Origin of the sequence: Desulfotomaculum sp. 1211_IL3151, assembly GCF_036763075.1 — a bacterium.
Taxonomy (GTDB): domain Bacteria; phylum Bacillota; class Desulfotomaculia; order Desulfotomaculales; family Desulfotomaculaceae; genus Desulfotomaculum.
This window is the reverse complement of record NZ_JBAIYV010000051.1, coordinates 132,284-149,668: the sequence shown is the minus strand read 5'-3', so window position 1 is coordinate 149,668 and position 17,385 is coordinate 132,284. Positions and strand designations below refer to the sequence as shown.

15 protein-coding genes and 1 tRNA gene are annotated in these 17,385 nt (G+C 44.4%); 14 read left to right on the top strand and 2 right to left on the bottom strand.

Features of this window, described 5'->3' with window-relative positions; all coding sequences use genetic code 11:
• Positions 1-83: 83 nt before the first annotated feature.
• The 14 genes from V6C11_RS14965 to V6C11_RS14900 all read left to right on the top strand — a co-directional run bounded on the left by V6C11_RS14965 (position 84) and on the right by V6C11_RS14900 (position 13,442).
• Positions 84-1,535, top strand: a complete 1,452-nt coding sequence (locus V6C11_RS14965) for a methylaspartate mutase subunit E (protein ID WP_333532000.1) — start codon at positions 84-86, stop codon at positions 1,533-1,535.
• Positions 1,536-1,565: 30 nt separating this feature from the next.
• Positions 1,566-2,813 (top strand): methylaspartate ammonia-lyase, encoded by a 1,248-nt coding sequence (locus V6C11_RS14960; RefSeq protein WP_333531999.1) that lies wholly within the window; start codon positions 1,566-1,568, stop codon positions 2,811-2,813.
• 3 nt (positions 2,814-2,816) lie between these two features.
• The gene (locus V6C11_RS14955) at positions 2,817-3,794 is read left to right on the top strand and encodes a 2-hydroxyacyl-CoA dehydratase family protein (RefSeq protein ID WP_333531998.1); all 978 of its coding nucleotides are present in this window, start codon (positions 2,817-2,819) and stop codon (positions 3,792-3,794) included.
• Positions 3,795-3,798: 4 nt separating this feature from the next.
• Complete coding sequence (locus V6C11_RS14950) at positions 3,799-4,554, top strand: acyl-CoA dehydratase activase (RefSeq protein WP_333531997.1); 756 nt, start codon at positions 3,799-3,801, stop codon at positions 4,552-4,554.
• Between the two features lie 34 nt (positions 4,555-4,588).
• The gene (locus V6C11_RS14945; protein WP_333531996.1) at positions 4,589-5,335 is read left to right on the top strand and encodes an MBL fold metallo-hydrolase; all 747 of its coding nucleotides are present in this window, start codon (positions 4,589-4,591) and stop codon (positions 5,333-5,335) included.
• A 13-nt stretch (positions 5,336-5,348) separates the two neighbouring features.
• The gene (locus V6C11_RS14940) at positions 5,349-6,320 is read left to right on the top strand and encodes an alanine-tRNA synthetase second additional domain-containing protein (protein WP_333531995.1); all 972 of its coding nucleotides are present in this window, start codon (positions 5,349-5,351) and stop codon (positions 6,318-6,320) included.
• Positions 6,321-6,334: 14 nt separating this feature from the next.
• Positions 6,335-7,072 (top strand): ribonuclease PH, encoded by a 738-nt coding sequence (rph, locus tag V6C11_RS14935; protein ID WP_333531994.1) that lies wholly within the window; start codon positions 6,335-6,337, stop codon positions 7,070-7,072.
• Positions 7,073-7,082: 10 nt separating this feature from the next.
• Positions 7,083-7,676, top strand: coding sequence for an XTP/dITP diphosphatase (locus V6C11_RS14930; protein ID WP_333531993.1), 594 nt, complete (start codon positions 7,083-7,085; stop codon positions 7,674-7,676).
• 16 nt (positions 7,677-7,692) lie between these two features.
• Positions 7,693-8,181, top strand: a complete 489-nt coding sequence (locus V6C11_RS14925) for a metallophosphoesterase (protein WP_333531992.1) — start codon at positions 7,693-7,695, stop codon at positions 8,179-8,181.
• Positions 8,182-8,373: 192 nt separating this feature from the next.
• Positions 8,374-8,447 (top strand) — tRNA-Gly (locus V6C11_RS14920).
• A 337-nt stretch (positions 8,448-8,784) separates the two neighbouring features.
• The gene (locus tag V6C11_RS14915; RefSeq protein WP_333531991.1) at positions 8,785-10,128 is read left to right on the top strand and encodes a hemolysin family protein; all 1,344 of its coding nucleotides are present in this window, start codon (positions 8,785-8,787) and stop codon (positions 10,126-10,128) included.
• 483 nt (positions 10,129-10,611) lie between these two features.
• The gene (locus tag V6C11_RS14910; RefSeq protein WP_333531990.1) at positions 10,612-11,145 is read left to right on the top strand and encodes a DUF2062 domain-containing protein; all 534 of its coding nucleotides are present in this window, start codon (positions 10,612-10,614) and stop codon (positions 11,143-11,145) included.
• A gap of 371 nt (positions 11,146-11,516) precedes the next feature.
• Positions 11,517-12,365, top strand: coding sequence for a metallophosphoesterase (locus V6C11_RS14905; RefSeq protein ID WP_333531989.1), 849 nt, complete (start codon positions 11,517-11,519; stop codon positions 12,363-12,365).
• Between the two features lie 195 nt (positions 12,366-12,560).
• Complete coding sequence (locus V6C11_RS14900) at positions 12,561-13,442, top strand: alpha/beta fold hydrolase (protein ID WP_333531988.1); 882 nt, start codon at positions 12,561-12,563, stop codon at positions 13,440-13,442.
• Here the strand turns inward: V6C11_RS14900 and V6C11_RS14895 are convergent.
• Together V6C11_RS14895 and V6C11_RS14890 are read right to left on the bottom strand one after the other, a co-directional pair.
• Complete coding sequence (locus V6C11_RS14895; protein ID WP_333531987.1) at positions 13,439-15,904, bottom strand: cyclic nucleotide-binding domain-containing protein; 2,466 nt, start codon at positions 15,902-15,904, stop codon at positions 13,439-13,441. The two genes, V6C11_RS14900 and V6C11_RS14895, sit on opposite strands and share 4 nt — an antisense overlap.
• Positions 15,905-15,998: 94 nt before the next feature.
• Positions 15,999-17,075 carry an ATP-binding protein gene (locus V6C11_RS14890; RefSeq protein WP_333531986.1) on the bottom strand — a complete coding sequence of 359 codons (1,077 nt, stop codon included), beginning with the start codon at positions 17,073-17,075 and terminating at the stop codon, positions 15,999-16,001.
• Positions 17,076-17,385 lie beyond the last annotated feature (310 nt).

The following is a 17,385-nucleotide window of genomic DNA, read 5'->3' as shown; positions in this document are numbered from 1 at the left end:
TATAGAAAAGTCTATCGAAAACCGAAAGCCAAATGTCAAAAGCTACAAGCTAAAGACGAAAGGCTATAAGGAGTGTGAGATTCTTGCAATTAACCAATAAAAAGCTGGATTGGGATCAATTTTTGGAAATTCGTAAGGAGATACTCAACAGTTGGCCCACAGGACAAGAGGTTGATTTGGAAGAGGCCATCGCATATCAAGCCCAGATTCCTGCCAATCGACGGTTTGCGGAGAAATTGGCAGCGGCTAAAAAGGAAGGTGTTACCTTAGCCCAACCCAGGGCCGGTGTTGCCCTGGTGAGTGAACATATTGAGCTTTTGCGCTTTCTGGAAACAGAAGGGGAGGCAGACTTGCTGCCCACCACCATTGATAGTTATACCAGGCAGAACCGCTATAACGAAGCCCAGGCTGGGATTGACGAAAGTCGTGTGGTGGGGCGTTCGATGTTAAATGGTTTTCCGGCGGTTAACCACGGTGTTGTGGCCTGCCGTCAGGTGGTGGAAGCTTTAAAGTCCCCGGTACAGGTTCGTCATGGCACTCCCGATGCTCGGCTATTAACAGAAATTTCTTTGGCAGGGGGTTTTACAGCCTATGAAGGAGGCGGTATCTCCTACAATATTCCCTATGCCAAGGAAGTTCCCTTGGAGCGGTCTATTCGAGATTGGCAATATGCCGATCGATTGGTGGGATATTATGAAGAGAGGGGCATTTCGATCAATCGTGAGCCCTTCGGTCCCTTGACAGGCACACTTGTGCCGCCAAGTATTTCCCACAGTATTGCCATTATTGAGGCACTGCTGGCTGCAGAACAGGGTGTTAAGAGTTTAACGCTGGGCTATGGTCAGTGCGGCAACCTCATTCAAGATGTGGCGGCCATTCGCTCCCTGGAGGAATTGGCCGAAGAATACCTCTCTCGTTTTGGCTACTTAGATACGGTAATCACAACGGTTTTCCACCAATGGATGGGCGGTTTCCCCCAGGACGAGAGCAAAGCCTTTGGTGTAATTAGCTGGGGTGCAGCCACTGCGGCCCTGGCCAAGGCCACGAAGGTTATTGTTAAGACACCCCACGAAGCAATGGGCATTCCTACCAAGGAAGCCAATGCGGCCGGTATTAAAGCCACAAAGCAGGTATTAAATATGTTAAAGGATCAACCCCTGATGAAATCCCAGGAGCTAAAGGATGAAAAGGAGTTAATCAAAGCCGAGACCAGGGCTATCCTGGAAAAACTCTTGGATTTTGGCCAGGGAGATATTGCGGTTGGTACTGTCCGTGGTTTTCAAGCAGGGCTCATTGATGTGCCCTTTGCCCCGAGCCGTTTCAATGCCGGTAAGCTGCTTCCGGCCAGGGATAGCCTTGGGGCCGTTCGCTTGTTAGACTTTGGCAATCTACCCTTTGGTGAAGATATCAAGGATATGCACCGGGAAAAAATAGCTGCCAGAGGAAAATCCGAAGGCAGGGAACCCAGCTTCCAAATGGTCATTGATGATATCTATGCCATTGGTAAGGGTATGCTGGTGGGTAAGGCAAGATAAGATAGCAAATGATTATGGAGGCACAAAGCGATGAAAATAACCGGGGCTGTTGTTTCGCCGGGCTTAACAGGTTTTTACTTTGATGACCAGAAGGCCATCAAGCTGGGACGGGAACACGATGGGTTTGCCTACCTGGGTGAACCGGTTACCACAGGTTTTTCGAAGGTTCGTCAACGGGGAGAAGCCATTTCTGTGCTGCTGCTGCTGGAAAATGGTGCTGTGGCCTATGGTGATTGTGCAGCGGTACAATACTCTGGGGCCGGCGGCAGGGACCCCTTGTTTTTAGCCAGTGATTTTATCCCTGTGCTGGAGCAGGAAATTTTTCCCAAGCTCATTGGGCGGGAGGTTACAGGCTTTCGGGCCTTGGCCGAGGAGTTTGATCAGTTAACCCGCCCCGATGGCAGCCGTTATCATACGGCCCTGCGTTATGGCGTAACCCAGGCTTTACTGGATGCTGCGGCCAAAGCAGCCCGGTGCACCATGGCGGAGGTGGTGGGCAGGGAATACAATTGCCAATTAACAGACAACCAGGTGCCTATTTTTTGTCAAACCGGTGATGAACGTTATGACAATGCAGATAAAATTATTATCAAAAGAGCGGACGTATTGCCCCATGGCTTAATTAATAACGTAGAGGAAAAGTTAGGGCAGCATGGAGAGAAGCTGCTGGAGTATGTGACCTGGCTAAGGGAGCGTTGCCAGCAGCTGGCCGATGATAACTACACGCCCATTTTGCATATCGACGTTTATGGTACCGTTGGCCAGGCCTTTCAGGAAAACCTCCCTCGCATGGCGGATTACTTGGCCCAGTTGGAATTGGCTGCATCACCCTTGAAACTGCGCATTGAAGGTCCGCTGGATCAGGGCAGTAAACCGGCGCAAATCCAAGCATTGGCAGAGTTGCGGCGATTGTTAGAGCAGCGGCAGATTAATGTGGAGATTGTGGCAGATGAATGGTGCAATACCCTGGAGGATATCCGGGAGTTTGTGGATGCCAAAGCAGGGCATATGGTGCAGATTAAAACACCGGATCTAGGTGGTATTAATAATACCATTGAAGCCATCTTATACGCTAAAGAGCGGGGCATTGGAGCCTACCTGGGTGGTACTTGCAATGAGACCGATCGTTCAGCACAGGTTTGCGTTCATATTGGTATCGCTACCCAGCCGGATCAAATGCTGGCCAAGCCGGGCATGGGTGTGGATGAGGGTTTCATGATTATCTACAATGAAATGAACCGCACGCTGGCTCTGCTCCGGGCTAAGGGGGTAATTTAGTCTGTGCGGAAGATAGGAATGACCACCACCATTCCGGCGGAGGTGGTTTATGCCGCTGGTCTTATACCAGTGGATCTCAACAACATTTTTATTGGCCATGAAAATCCACAGTCATTGGTGGAAGAAGCAGAGGTGGCGGGCTATCCGCGTAACCTCTGTTCCTGGATCAAAGGACTTTATTCCACCACCATGCAGAGTGACGACATTCAAACCATTGTCGCCGTCACTCAGGGAGATTGCAGCAATACACACGCTCTTATGGAAACCTTGGAAATGGCCGGAGTCAATGTAATACCCTTTGCTTTTCCCTTTGACCGGGATTATGATTTGTTAAAATTGCAAATGGAAAAACTAATGGCTGCCCTGGGAACCACTTGGGATAAGGTTTACCAGGCTAAGAAAAGAATGGATGCAGCCAGAAGCAAAGTACATGAACTTGATCGCTTAACCTGGCAGGGTGATCGTGTTAGGGGCTGGGATAACCATTTGTTCCAGGTCTGCTGTAGTGATCTGGAAGGAGACCCCGAGGGTTTTGGACGCCGGGTGGATCAGTATCTAGCAGAACTGCCAAACAAGCCTCCCATCAAAGCCAAGGTAAGGCTGGCCTATATCGGGGTGCCGCCCATTATGGATGATTTGTATGACTATGTGGAGGAGCGGGGAGCCAGAGTGGTCTTTAATGAGGTGCAGCGGCAGTTTGCCATGCCCTTTGACACCGATGATATTGTGGAGCAGTATCGATTATACAGCTACCCCTATGGAATATTCTATCGCTTAGAAGATATTAGCAGGGAATTGGAGAAACGGCAGGTAGATGGGGTCATTCACTATGCCCAAAGTTTTTGCTACCGCCAGATTGAAGATTTAATTATTCGGAAGAAATTAAAATACCCCATTCTTACCATGGAGGGGGATAAACCCAATAAACTGGATGCCCGCACCCGGATGCGGCTGGATGCCTTTTTGGATATGCTGAGGTGATATCTTGATTTGTGGTATTGATTTAGGTAGTAGAAATGTAAAAATAGCCCTTATGGAACAAGAAGGCAGCTTTTCCTTTCATCGGTTTGACACCGTTTCTTTTTACCGTGAACATGGTAAAAGTGTCAACGGGGAATTACAGGTGGATTTCGAGGCCCTGGGCTTAGGCGTGCCAAAGAAAATCGTGGCCACAGGCTATGGTCGGCAGACGATTAATCTGAAGGGTGCAGAGATCGTGCCAGAGATTAAGGCCCACGTGCTAGGTGCCATCTACCAAACCGGACTCCAGGAATTTACCCTGCTCGATTTAGGCGGCCAGGATAGCAAGGTGGTTCTGGTTGCCCGGGGTAAAATGATGGATTTTCAAACCAACGATAAATGTGCCGCCAGTACCGGCCGCTACCTGGAAAACATGGCGGCGGTACTAGACATTAAGATGGAGGAACTAGCCAGCTATGATGAAAACCCAGTGGACCTAAGCTCAACCTGTGCCATCTTTGGGGAAACGGAGTTAATCGGCAAAGTAGTGGAAGGGCACCCCATTGCTCACCTGGGGGCAGGGGTAAACTACACCATTTTTAAAAGAATTAGGCCAATGTTAACCAAGCTGCTCACCAACACCATCGTCTTCACTGGCGGTGTTGCCCATAATCAGGCTCTGGTTAAAATAATAGAAAGAGAAATGAAAGTACCCGTCCTAGTACCCAAATACCCCCAATACAACGGAGCCATTGGCTGTATAGCCTTTGCTCTTGGGTAGTCCTTAGAACAAAAAACTGCGAGGTGTCACCAATTTGAAACTCACCGTTCTTGGCTGCTGGGCACCTTACCCCAGGGTTAGTGGTGCCTGCTCCGGTTATCTGGTACAAGATATGGGGCAGAATCTGCTAATTGATGCTGGTAATGGTGTGCTGAGCAAAATGCTGCAGCATATTAATATTGAGGATCTGGATGCTGTGGTGCTAAGCCACCTGCACCCGGACCATATGATGGATATCTATTGCCTGAGACATGCCATTGAGTCTGCCAACCGGGAAGGGCGTATGAACAGGATTGTGCCCCTGTTCATGCCCACTGGCCCGGCGGAGGATTTTAACAGGATCATGGGCTTTACCAAGGCCTTTCAGGTGCAGATAATTGACGAAATGCCTGAGCCCAGGGAAACAATCCTCGCTGGTTTAAAGATAACCTTTGTACCAGGCAAACACAATCTGCCAGTGTACAGTTTAGCGGTTAAGGGAACGAGGAGACTTGTTTTCTCCGGGGATACCGCCTATAATGAGGATTTAATTAAACTAACAACCGGAGCAGACTTACTTCTCTGTGAGGCCAGCGGCCTCGATAAAGATGCAGACTACCTCAAAGATAATCATCTGACTGCCCGTCAAGCTGGCCAAACAGCCGCCGCAGCTAATGCCAAGCGGTTAATGATTACCCACTTTTACCCTGAATATGTCCTTTCCGAATTGCAAAGGCAGGCTGAGGAGGGATTCGGGCAAACTACGGAATTGGCCAGGGAAGGAGCTACCATCGAGATTTAAAGGGGGAGAAGCATTGCCAGTGTCCATTATTCATGAGTACTTAATGCATGCGGTCTATTTTGCACCCAGGGGACGCTACCGATTGCTGGCCCTGGGCGGCAGCTTGTCTCACCGCTACCTCAGCCCGGGGGATCTCTTAATTGGTTTTGTGGGAGATGCCGGAGCGGGCAAATCACTTCTTATAAGAGGGATGTTTCCTGGGCTAGAACTTACCAATGATGATGATGGAATCAATGTACGCCCATTGCCCCTGCTGGATGATTTTGAGAGAAAACATTTTCGTAGTCGAACTTATCACTTGGATGTACGGTTTGAAATGGCCTTTACCCAGCCTTGGACCATTGTAGAGGCTATAAAAGAGGCCATTAAACATGACAGGCGTGTTATTATCGAGCATTTTGATCTGATCTATCCGATGCTGAAAAGGAATGCACAAATATTGATTGGTATCGGCGAGGAAGTGATTGTCACCAGACCCAACATTTTTGGACCGGAGCCCCAGGAAATTGTAGATATCGTCTATGAATCACTGATCTATAGAAAAATGGCCCATACCGCTGAGGATATTACCGGGTTGGTATTGGAGCATGAATTTGGCATTAAATGCCCCAAGTCCCACAACGATATTAAGCACGGTTTTGTTATAGAATTTGGCGAGAAACCAACTCTGGATCTTGATGCATTGGAAAACAGAGTAAAAGCAATTATTGATAAGGATTTTTGTATTTACTACCACGATGAAACAAATATTAAAGTAGGGGAAAACCTGATCTTTCCTTGTACAGGTCCACGGTTGCATGTGAAAAAAACCAGTGAAATTATTAATTTCCGTCTGGTGAAGGAATTTATCTGGGACCCCATGGATGAACTTTATGGCCTGGTAGGTTTAGTTGGCTCTGTGGATGAAGGGAATAGCCCCGCGGCACCACCAGACCAGTTCCAGCTTATCCGAAGGGCCCGGGGGCGATCCAAAGCGGTTACATAAGGAGGCAAATACAGTTGGAGAGAGTTGACGGAAGAAAGCAGAATCAAATACGCCCGGTGAATATGACACCCAATTATAACAAGTATGCGGAGGGATCCGTTTTAATCGAGGTGGGGGATACCCGAGTTATTTGCACTGCCACTGTAGAAGAGAGGGTGCCGCCTTTTTTAAAGGGGCAGGGTAAAGGCTGGGTTACTGCCGAATATTCCATGATTCCCCGGGCGACCGGCAGCCGCACAGTAAGAGAAGCTGCCAGAGGCAAATTGGGTGGTCGGACCATGGAAATACAACGATTAATTGGCCGCGCCCTTCGCTCGGTGGTGGATCTCGAGGCTCTGGGTGAGAGGACCCTTACGCTGGATTGTGATGTTATCCAGGCCGATGGGGGTACTCGTACTGCATCCATTACCGGGGCCTATGTGGCCATGATTTTTGCCTTGAACAAATTAGTGGAACAAGGTATGCTAAAGAAAATACCAGTGCGAGATTTTATCGCTGCCACCAGTGTAGGAATCGTTAGTGGTAAACCAATCATTGATTTATGCTATGCAGAGGATTCTGCCGCAGAAGTCGATATGAATGTGGTCATGACAGGAGCAGGTCGTTTTATTGAAATACAAGGTACCGGTGAGGAAGCAACCTTTTCCAGGGACGAAATGAATAAGTTGTTGGATTTAGCCACGGCTGGCATTCAAGAATTAAATAATGTGCAGCGCCAGGTACTGGGTGATATCTCTGCCAAGATAGGGTAGGTGTCAGGTTTTGAAATTGGTCTTAGCAACCAACAATCAAGGAAAAGTTAAAGAATTAGATGAAATGTTAAAACCCCTTGGTTTTCACGTCATTCCCATCGGCGAATATCCTGGGTTTAAAGAGGTGGAGGAAGACGGGGAGACCTTTGCCGATAATGCTATAAAAAAGGCGAAAGCTGCGGCTGAATTCACAGGAGAGCTAGCCCTGGCAGATGATTCTGGCTTAGAAGTGGATGCATTGAATGGTGCACCTGGGGTACATTCTGCCCGTTTTGCCGGGGAACCTAAGGACGATGCTGCAAATAACGCCAAATTATTACGGATGTTGGATAATATCCCCCCAGAGAAACGCACGGCCAGGTTCCGCTGCGCCATTGCCATTGTTGAACCTAACGGCACAACCCAGACAACGGATGGTACCTGTGAGGGGTTAATTCTAAGGGAATTAAAGGGTGAAGGTGGTTTTGGCTACGACCCCCTCTTTTATGTGCCGGAATATAAACAGACCTTTGCGGAATTAAATTTAGAAAACAAAAACTCCATCAGTCACCGGGGGAAAGCCCTCATAAAAGCGATGGAACTTTTGAAAAGCCTTTATATTTAATCAGGAGGGCTAAGTTTTGCGAATTTTGGTTGTATCGGATACCCATGGACAACTGGATGTTATTTATAACATCACCCAATATATTGGTGACGTGGACCTAATCCTGCACGCCGGTGACCATTACCGGGATTGTGATAAGCTGGCCTATACCCTGGAAATACCCGCCAGAGGTGTGCGGGGCAACTGTGATTACGCAGGAGATGGTCCACTGGAGGATATTTTAATTGTAGATGGCCTGAAAATTTTTATAACCCACGGTCACCGTCATGGCGTAAAATATGGCACCGACACCATAATCAAAAGGGCCAAGGAATTAGGGGCAAAGGTGGCCATTTATGGGCATACCCATGTTTCCGATTTCCGAGTGGTCGATGACATTGTTATTATGAACCCAGGAAGTCCAGTACAGCCAAGGGGACGCAAAAGGCCCTCGGTTGGACTCATCGATATACAGGATGAAGAAATTGATATAGAGATTTTCTTTATCGACTACTTTTTCCCATAAAAATAAACTGTTTTGGAGCACAGGGGGACGGTTCTTTTGTGTTGGTCTAGAACAACACAAAAGAACCGTCCCCCTGTGCTCCTGTGCCCTCCGTTTTATTTGTCGGTGGGTCGAAAAAGAAATATTGACAATCGCTGTGGATTTGATATAATAATATTCGTTCCGGTGAACAAGCAAATGCAATTAAGTAATGCGGGTGTAGCTCAATGGTAGAGCGTCGGCCTTCCAAGCCGATTACGTGGGTTCGATTCCCATCACCCGCTCCATAAGATGACTTTTTTGGAGCTTAACCATAATTTGTCCGTTTTGGACAAGTTATGGTTTGGTTTTTTTTTAGAACATTTAAAGGCTCTTAGCTTGTCGCAACGATTGATAACTCTGTATGATCGGTCTTTATGACTAGGAAAGCGTAGTAAGCAGACGATTGACAGAGAAAAAGAAACCCTTTAGCGAATAAAATATTAAATTACCACCCGACTCCCTCAGACGGTAGTTTAGTAACTTTTCTCTGGTTTTGTTAATAATCTGAAATTTGTTAGAATAATTATTAGTTAGCGAGAAAACTTCGCTTTAAATTTTATAAAGGAGAGTGATCCCATTACCATGGGTGACGACACGTCATTCAGTATGCTTTTGGCATTACAGGTCCTGTTGGCATTGTTTTTAGTCTTTCTCAACGGTGTTTTTGTGGCTGCAGAGTTTTCCTTTGTGAAAGTTAGGCACACTCGACTGGCCCAACTGGTGGCTGAAGGAAATCGTCAGGCCAAGAGCGCCCAAATCTGTGTCAACAACATCGATGCTTACCTATCGGTTTGCCAACTGGGAATTACCCTGTCAAGCTTGGGTCTAGGGTGGCTGGGAGAGCCGTTGGTAGCCAAATTTTTAGAGCCGGTACTGCATTTCATAGGAGTAACCTCCGTTGCAGCGGTCCACACCATTTCCTTCATCATTGCCTTTGCTTTGGTGACCTTTATGCATGTGGTTTTTGGGGAGTTGGTACCAAAATCACTGGCCATTCAAAAGGCGGAGAGTGTAACACTATGGTTAGCTGGGCCGATGCGTCTATTTTATGTCATCTTCTACCCCGGCATTGTGATTTTTAATGGCACTGCCAACTGGATCCTTCGCCGAATGGGGGTGCAACCAGCCAGTGAGCATGAAGAAAGTCACAGTGAAGAAGAATTGCAGATGTTGGTCTCCGAAAGTTACAAAGGTGGGCATTTGGATAAAAATGAATGGCGCTTACTCCAGAATGTTTTTGAATTCGAAAATAGAGTGGCCAGGGAAGTAATCGTCCCCCGTCCAGAGGTTGTCTTCTTGGATTGCAAAAAAAATCTGGAGGAAAACCTGGCCTTAGCTCGTCAAACCGAGCATACACGCTATCCTTTGATGGATGGGGATAGCGACCATGTGGTTGGCCTAGTGCATATTAAAGATTTATTTAGGTTGGCACCAGGAACGAGCATCGACAAAGTAAAACGGCCTATTATGATGGTACCCGAAGGCGTTTCGCTGGATCGGTTGCTTAGAGAATTTCAACAAAATCATCAACAAATGGCCCTCGTAGTGGATGAGTATGGCGGCACCAGTGGAATCATTACAATGGAAAACGTGCTTGAAGAACTGGTGGGCGATATCCAGGACGAATTTGATCAAGAACAACCACAGGTTGCCCCTATTGAAGAGGGTACGTTTATGGTGAATGGCCGTATATTACTAGAAGAAGCCACGGAATTATTCAAGTTACCCGTGGATGAAGAGGAAGAATATGATACCTTGGGTGGCTTTGTCTTTGGCAGATTGGGTAAGCGGCCGAAGGTAGGTGATGTGGTGGAATTGCCCGAACACAAACTAGAAGTTGTGGAGATGCAAGGCCTGCGCATTCACCGCATACGCTTAAATATTTTAAATAGCAATTTGCGGGAAGATAGCAATGTTGCTTCATAGATACCAAAGGAGAGCCTGTTCTTGATGAATAGGCCCTCCCTTTTTGATTACTTTTTCACCACCAAGGTCAATGCATATTTTTAATATAGCTTACAAGGCACCTAAAAAGGGGCTTTTACACAAAATGCACTATAACGCAGAACTGTACACTTTCGTGGTAATTTTGTATAATAGATGTTGAAGTGAAGATCCAATTTATCAAGGAACAATTTAAGAAACGGAAGCAACCATTCATTCCCCTCAGCCACTTATCACTAATTAGGTCAGCAGCATGGCCAGTCGGCAAAGGTTTTCTGCAAAATACAGCCCTTATGCAGTCCTTAATGATATACTTTAGTGAGGCAGAGCCTTTTAAATTGAAGGAGCGTGTGAGGGTACCTATGTTTAAAATTTTGGATCATTTGGAGTAGGCACAGCGAAGGCCGCCTGGTATTAGGCCATGAGATGTGTAGGGTTCTTATTTTGCAGAATGAGGGGGAGCTAGTGATATTCAAGAAGTATAAGGAAAGGTTTTTCAAGCTCATTAGTATTCGTGACTGCCCATATAAACTGGCAAAAAGCATTTCTTTGGGTTTTTTCTTAGCCCTGCTGCCCTTGCCGGGTTTGAATTTGGCAGTAGGTGTAATTCTAGCGAAGTTGTTTAGACTCAACGTGGTGGCCACAACGATACCAGCTGTACTTTTAACCTATGTTTCTCCCTTTTTATACTATTTTAATTACAAAACAGGTGCTTTGTTTATCCACTCCGGCGAAAAACCACCGCAGGAGTTTGTCTATGACCTTTCCTTTTGGGAGAAGATTGCTAATTTCTTTGCCCAGGCAGGCCCAGCCTATTTGCTAGGCAGTGCCATTAATGCTACGCTGGCGGCATTTTTATCATATTTCATTTTCCTTTACTTTTATAAAAAAGCTTTTCCCCTTTTTGTCAAGAAAATTGGTTTATGGAAGGTTAGAAGGCATATAAAAGAGAAGGACGCTTCTATGTTCAGAATAAGCAATTGGAAGAATCTTAAGTAATGGGTTGGTATGAGTACATGAGAAGTGCCTGGGGTTTAGAACCTCGGGCATTTTGACCTTATATGCTGTACGGAAAAACCACCCATTTGACGGTATGTTTATCATACGATATAGTTAAACCCATGAAACGATGAGGACTAATTTGCACCGAGAGATTATATTACAACACTAAAGGGGTTTGCCATGAGAATTTGGTTTTCAATTATTTTAATTATATACTCTGTCTCGAACTTTCTAATTGGGAGACAACTTTATGATTTATTGAAAATAAATAAATTGGTTTATTGGCCAATCTTTATTTTAATAGCCCTTTCCCCCTGTTGGGACGTTTCAGTGCCATAAGCGTCTTTGAAAAGATAGGCAATTATTGGATGGTCTTTTTCTATTTTGCTACCTTTGTGGCAGTACTTGGTCTTTTTATTAAACATAAACCCTTTATCCTTGGCTGCTACTTATTAATCTTTTTGGCTATTTTCTATGGATCTTTTCAGGCTAAAAATATAAAGGCCGAGCACTATGATATTACGATACCCAAGCAGGCAAATGACCTACGAATCGTCTTGCTATCGGATATCCATATTGATAAACAAAAGAGCCAAGGCTTTGTGGCTAAAATGGTTGAAGATATTAATGCTTTAAACCCGGATATAGTAGTTTTAGCGGGGGATATTTTCGATGACAGGGATATTAACTCTCTAAAAAGGGAGCAAGAGACCTTAAAGGGGATCCATGCAAAATATGGGGTATACGGAGTTTTGGGTAATCATGAATACTACACTGGTAATCTAGATGAAAGTTTGGCTATCTTTAAAGATGCCAATATAACGATACTGAGGGATGAGGTTGTTGAGGCGGCAGGAATTTATATCGTTGGTCGTGAGGATGTTTCCAGAAAAAGAAAGAATTTGCAAGACATTTTACAGCATGTAAATAAGGAGAAACCCATCATATTGCTGGATCACCAACCGGTGGCCTTCGATGAAGCAAGGGAAAATGGAGTTGATTTGCAACTCTCTGGCCATACTCACAGGGGGCAATTTTTTCCAAACCAACTCATTACGAAGAGGGTTTATGCCGTGGATTATGGTTACCTGGCGATGGATACGTTGCAAGTTATCGTTTCGTCTGGCTATGGTACCTGGGGACCGCCTGTACGCATCGGTACCCAGTCAGAAATTGTAGACATTAAAATCGCCTTTAGGAAAAACGCAAGTCTCTAAAAGAATGATGCAATCTAAATATAGCCTGGCAGATTAAAAATCGGCCGGGCTATATTTATAAAAAACCCAGGTCAGCATACCCAGTGTTATATGGGACAGAAAGCTAGTGTTGTTTTCCCTTAGGGGTATGGTTACAAATTGATTTCCGTTACAATAATGTTGGGGATGTATTGGTTAACGGGGGAGTCGGTACAAATGGGAGATTTTAAATTTAACTCGAAGTTTATTGAAATAGAAGGCAATAACATTCATTATTTGGATGAAGGGAATGGTGAGGTACTGCTAATGCTGCACGGTAATCCCACTTGGTGTTACCTGTACAGGCATTTCATACCCGAATTAAGCTTGGATTACCGTTGCATAGCGCCGGATTTTCTGGGATTTGGCTGGTCCGATAAGCCTGTGGGGGCAGATTATAGCCTGCAGGCCCAATTAAAACGGTTAACCATTTTTATCGAGAGGCTGGAACTGGCGGAGATTACCCTGATAATCCATGATATTGGCGGAATTATTGGCCTTTCTTGGGCGGCAGAACACAAACACTTGGTTAAACGTCTCGTCATATTAAATACCAGTGGTTCGGTACCAGCTGTTTGGTATGACAATCGATATTTACCCCCTTGGTCTTATCTGGTACTTTGGCCTTTACGAATACCTGGGGTAGGGGAACTGCTGGTACAGGGCTTTAATATCCTCCAGAGGATGGTCATGCCCTTAGCCTTTGCCGACCAGCGAGTATTTACCCGGGAGGCCCGACGGGGTTTTCGATTACCCTATCGGTGTAAAGCGGACCGTGTGGCACAACTTAGCACAGTAAGGCAAATACCGATTCTTAAATCGGACCCGGTATATCACATGCTCCTTAAAACCGGCCAAAGGCTAAAAGGCTGGCAGGTACCCACCCAGATTATCTGGGGTATGAAGGACCCCGCCTTTTCGCCAAAGCTGATTAAAGACCTGGAACGCTTATTGCCAAACCATCGGCCAACTCTGCGGCTGCCAGGTGCAGGGCATTTTCTAATGGAGGAACAGCCCACAGCCATTCTTGAAAAAATAAAAGAATTTTTAACGGACTAAAGAAAATACATTAAGAGAGCAAAGTAGCCCAGGGCACTGGCGACGGCTGTAATCGTAACACCTTTATGCCTTATTTGAGGCAGAATCCGGAATAGGCAATACAATGTCCATAGTAGCCCGAAAAGCATAAGAAAGGTCTGAAGAAAGCTGCAGGCATTGGTAGTAAAAAGTTGCTGTTTGCCAATACCATATACTAACTGCAGGGAAATTACCTTCAATTCATCGAATTTAGACCCTAACTGGTAGGAGATATTAGCTGCGGCAATTAATGGTGTAAAACCCAGGGACAATCGCAGGTAAGGAGTAAAATATTTGCTTGATAAGTGCTTTTTTACATAAGCAACGACAATCACCAGTAATAAGGTAAATAACAACCAGTAAAAAAGGTTAAACAACAGTTTCCATTGGAAAGGATAATGAGCTTTGATACTTTCCATGGTTAATGGTGGGATCAGCATAAAGGCGAAGAAAATCACCAAAACCGCAAAACCCCCGTGGACATTGGAAAGCATAAAAATTTCCCGACCCGGTGGCCTTAGACTAAATTTAATGGAATCGTTAGGACAGTTGGTTACACATTTGAAACAGAGCTTGCAGTTAATATTGCTGTCAATATACATGGCATGCAGCAGCATGGGGCAGCCTGAACGACTGTTGCCTTTATAGCAATTAAAAGACATGCATTGGTTTTGACAAATGTCTGTTTTAGTTCGCAGTTCGACCACTGAAAGGGTAGAACTTACAGCAAAAATCGCCCCTAGGGGGCACATGTAACGGCACCATACGTGACCCTTAAATAATAAACCACAGGTGATGGCGGCTAAAGAGATGGCTATGAGTAACAAGCTAGTTAGGTAGGTGGAGTCTTTAATGACGAAATATTCTTCATACCATAAGATTAAACTGAATAAGAAACCAATCGTGATGTAATAGTAACGGGTTAAAAAAGCAGGGAAGTGTTTTTCAAAACATTTTAGATGCTGTGCTATTGAAGCCAACTGAGAAAAGGGGCATATTGAACAGGCTGTCCTGGCTAGCACAAGGCAAGCAATAATAATGGCTGGCCCCATAACCTTCCAGGTTAAAAGGCTAATGAAGGGATTATCATTTCCTCCGATATAACTAAATAAAAGGATACTAAGAAAAATTATGGTTACCAGCAGTTGTGCCCTTTGGGGCCATTTTTGTTGTTGGATAAGTTCCTTGAAAAATTGCCAATTGAGGAGGTTATAGCCGGTGAGGCTGCGGGTGACCTCCCCTAGAATGATGCTATCTGCTTCGATGACCTTGCCCTCGGTCAATATTACTGCGCGGTCGATGATTTCTTCTAGTTCCTGAATATTGGATTGTTGGTAATCGTGGGAGAGCAGCTTTTCAACGGCATCTGGGGCCAACTCCATTATTTCTTTATTGTGCTTTGTACATTTAAGTTCTACAAAATGCTTTAGTAATTCAGGGATGTCTTTTTTTCTATTACGCAGAGGCTCTAGGTATAGACCATTCCGAAATAGTGGATAACAGGTAACGCCAGGAAATCTTTTTTCTATATATTGACTAGGGTTGTTAAGCAGGGAGGCCATAATAATTCTGACTTCCCTGGAGCGGTTGACATATTCCAGCAATCTGAGCAAGGCCCCCCTGGGCAACAGCTCAATGTCATTGAGGTAAAGGGTGCCACGCTGGGCCAGGTCAAGGTAGCTAAATTGATCGAGTGGGGTACTGGTTTTGGACAAAGGACCCAGTAGCTTGTTACCTTCCTCATCCTGTGACAGTTCCTCACAATCCACAACAATAAAGGGTAATTCCTTTCTTTTACTTTGTCTATGGATCAAATTTGCGATTAAAAGTTTGCCTGTACCCTTTTCCCCGGTTAACAGTAAGGGTTCACTGTGTTTAGCTAAATCGTCCATTTTATGCCGCAGTACCTTGGAAAATTTACTTTGCCCGACCAAACGGTTTAAGTAACTCCTAGATTCCAGCATAAAGGTAGCCAAGGCCAGTTGTTTATCTTTGGCTGCTGTATTTTCAAGATTTACCTTTTGAAGTTGACTGGATAGGGTTTTAATAATTCGGTTGCTAAGATTAGGTAGTAAATGAATAAGTCTCTGGAAGGCATTATCATCGAAGATAATAACCTGACTTTTTCGAACTGCACTTATGTTTACAGGGGATGGCTCCCCGGTAAGTAAACAAATATCACCATAATAGTCCCCGGATAAAAGCCGATCCAGGATTACTTTTTCACCGTTTTCATCCGTCGTATAAACCTCTAATTCGCCGGAACTAACGATGAAAAAATTCCTTAATACTTCCAACTGATAAATAATGGGATCTTGGACCCGTAGGGTCTTTAATGTGCAATCTTTACTAATAGCATGTAAATGCTCAGAGGGAATCCCTTTGAACAGGTTAAGGTCATGCAAGGTTTTATAAATCAAATCCTCAGGGGTTTGCCATGCCATATTATCACCCAATTATTCTTATCTATAACTAGTTGGTAGTAGCATAATATATTTTGACAATTCGGACAATACGATTTTGTGGAATTTTTAATCATTAGGCACTGGCAGAGGTCTCGCAATGTTCCTTTGCCGCAGATGTATAGTGGGGGAGATAAATTATACAATGTGTGCCGATTCCTTCTGTACTTAGCACTTGAATCTTACCCCTATGGGCTTCTATAATGGATTGGCAAATAAACATACCAAGTCCTGTGCCATTGGTTTTTGTGGTGAAGAAAGGCACGAAAATATTTTCTATTGTTTCTTCTGACATACCGGAACCGGTATCGGATACGGTTATACAAAATTGTTCGTTTTCATAAGCAACCGTTATAAACAAATACCCCCCGTTTGACATTGCCTCAATTGCATTTTGGCAGATGTTTAATAATACTTGTTTTATTTGTTTCCCATCAATAAAACAGCTTGCTGGTATCTTTAAGCTTTGGCATTCAATTTGGATGTTCTTTAGAAGGGCCTGGGGCTTAACCAAGGTTGCGATGCCCTTAACCAATGTACTTAATGAATGGTGTTCAAGTAGAGGATGACTTGGTCGGGATAATCGAAGGAAGTCATTAATTACTGAATTGGCAGAATCGACTTCTCCAATGATGATATGGGCATATTGGTTTAAAATGTTGTCGTAAGAGGATTTTTCCTCTAAAATTTGGGCAAACCCTCTTACGGCAGTGAGGGGGTTTTTTACCTCATGGGCCATACTCGCAGCCATTTGACCAATAACTGCTTGTCTATCCTTAATTATTAATGCGTCTTGGGTTTGTTTTAATTCTTGCAGGGATTTCCTTAGGTTTTCTTCCGATTTCTTATGCTCAATAATTTCATTGCGTAATTGCTCATTGACCTTATTTAATTCTAAAGTCCTTTCTGCCACCTTTTTTTCTAATTCATTGTGGGCTTTAAGCAAAGCGTTTTTTGCCACCCTTAAAGATTCCTCAGAGTTGCGGATGGAAAGGAATAAGGGAGCAATTTTTGCAGTGCCGAATAGCAGTAATAAAGAAACGATTAAAGCGATTATTTCGGCATAGAGGTGAGAGGGATATAATGGAAATTGGTTGGTTAGAACAGAGATTAAAGTAACCGAACGCCGAATAATTTGAACGAATATAGACATGGAAATTAAAAGCCAGGCTGTACGTGATTTTGTGACTTTAATTAGCCTAAAGGAAAAATAGCAGGCAAATAAAAGGCATAATATGGATGTGCATATTATAAAAATTAAAAGGTTAAACACAATTGAGCACCTCTAAGCAATGAAGAGTTTGCCAAATAATAATAAAGTAAGTTGGAACGATCTGGGGAGTAATAACTAAACCTATTTTTATAGTTTTTTTATTATATTACAAGAGAATATTTCCAACAAAATCTATTTATTATCGACATCAGCGTAAAAGGGACGTTTCATTTGGCGCTAAGCGATAGCC

Excerpts from the sequence above, each read along its gene's own strand:
- V6C11_RS14905 (WP_333531989.1), top strand. The coding sequence starts at position 11,517 with ATGGTCTTTTTCTATTTTGCTACCTTTGTGGCAGTACTTGGTCTTTTT.
- V6C11_RS14960 (WP_333531999.1), top strand. The coding sequence starts at position 1,566 with ATGAAAATAACCGGGGCTGTTGTTTCGCCGGGCTTAACAGGTTTTTAC.
- V6C11_RS14900 (WP_333531988.1), top strand. The coding sequence starts at position 12,561 with ATGGGAGATTTTAAATTTAACTCGAAGTTTATTGAAATAGAAGGCAAT.
- V6C11_RS14915 (WP_333531991.1), top strand. The coding sequence starts at position 8,785 with ATGGGTGACGACACGTCATTCAGTATGCTTTTGGCATTACAGGTCCTG.
- V6C11_RS14895 (WP_333531987.1), bottom strand. The coding sequence starts at position 15,904 with ATGGCATGGCAAACCCCTGAGGATTTGATTTATAAAACCTTGCATGAC.
- V6C11_RS14890 (WP_333531986.1), bottom strand. The coding sequence starts at position 17,075 with ATGTCTATATTCGTTCAAATTATTCGGCGTTCGGTTACTTTAATCTCT.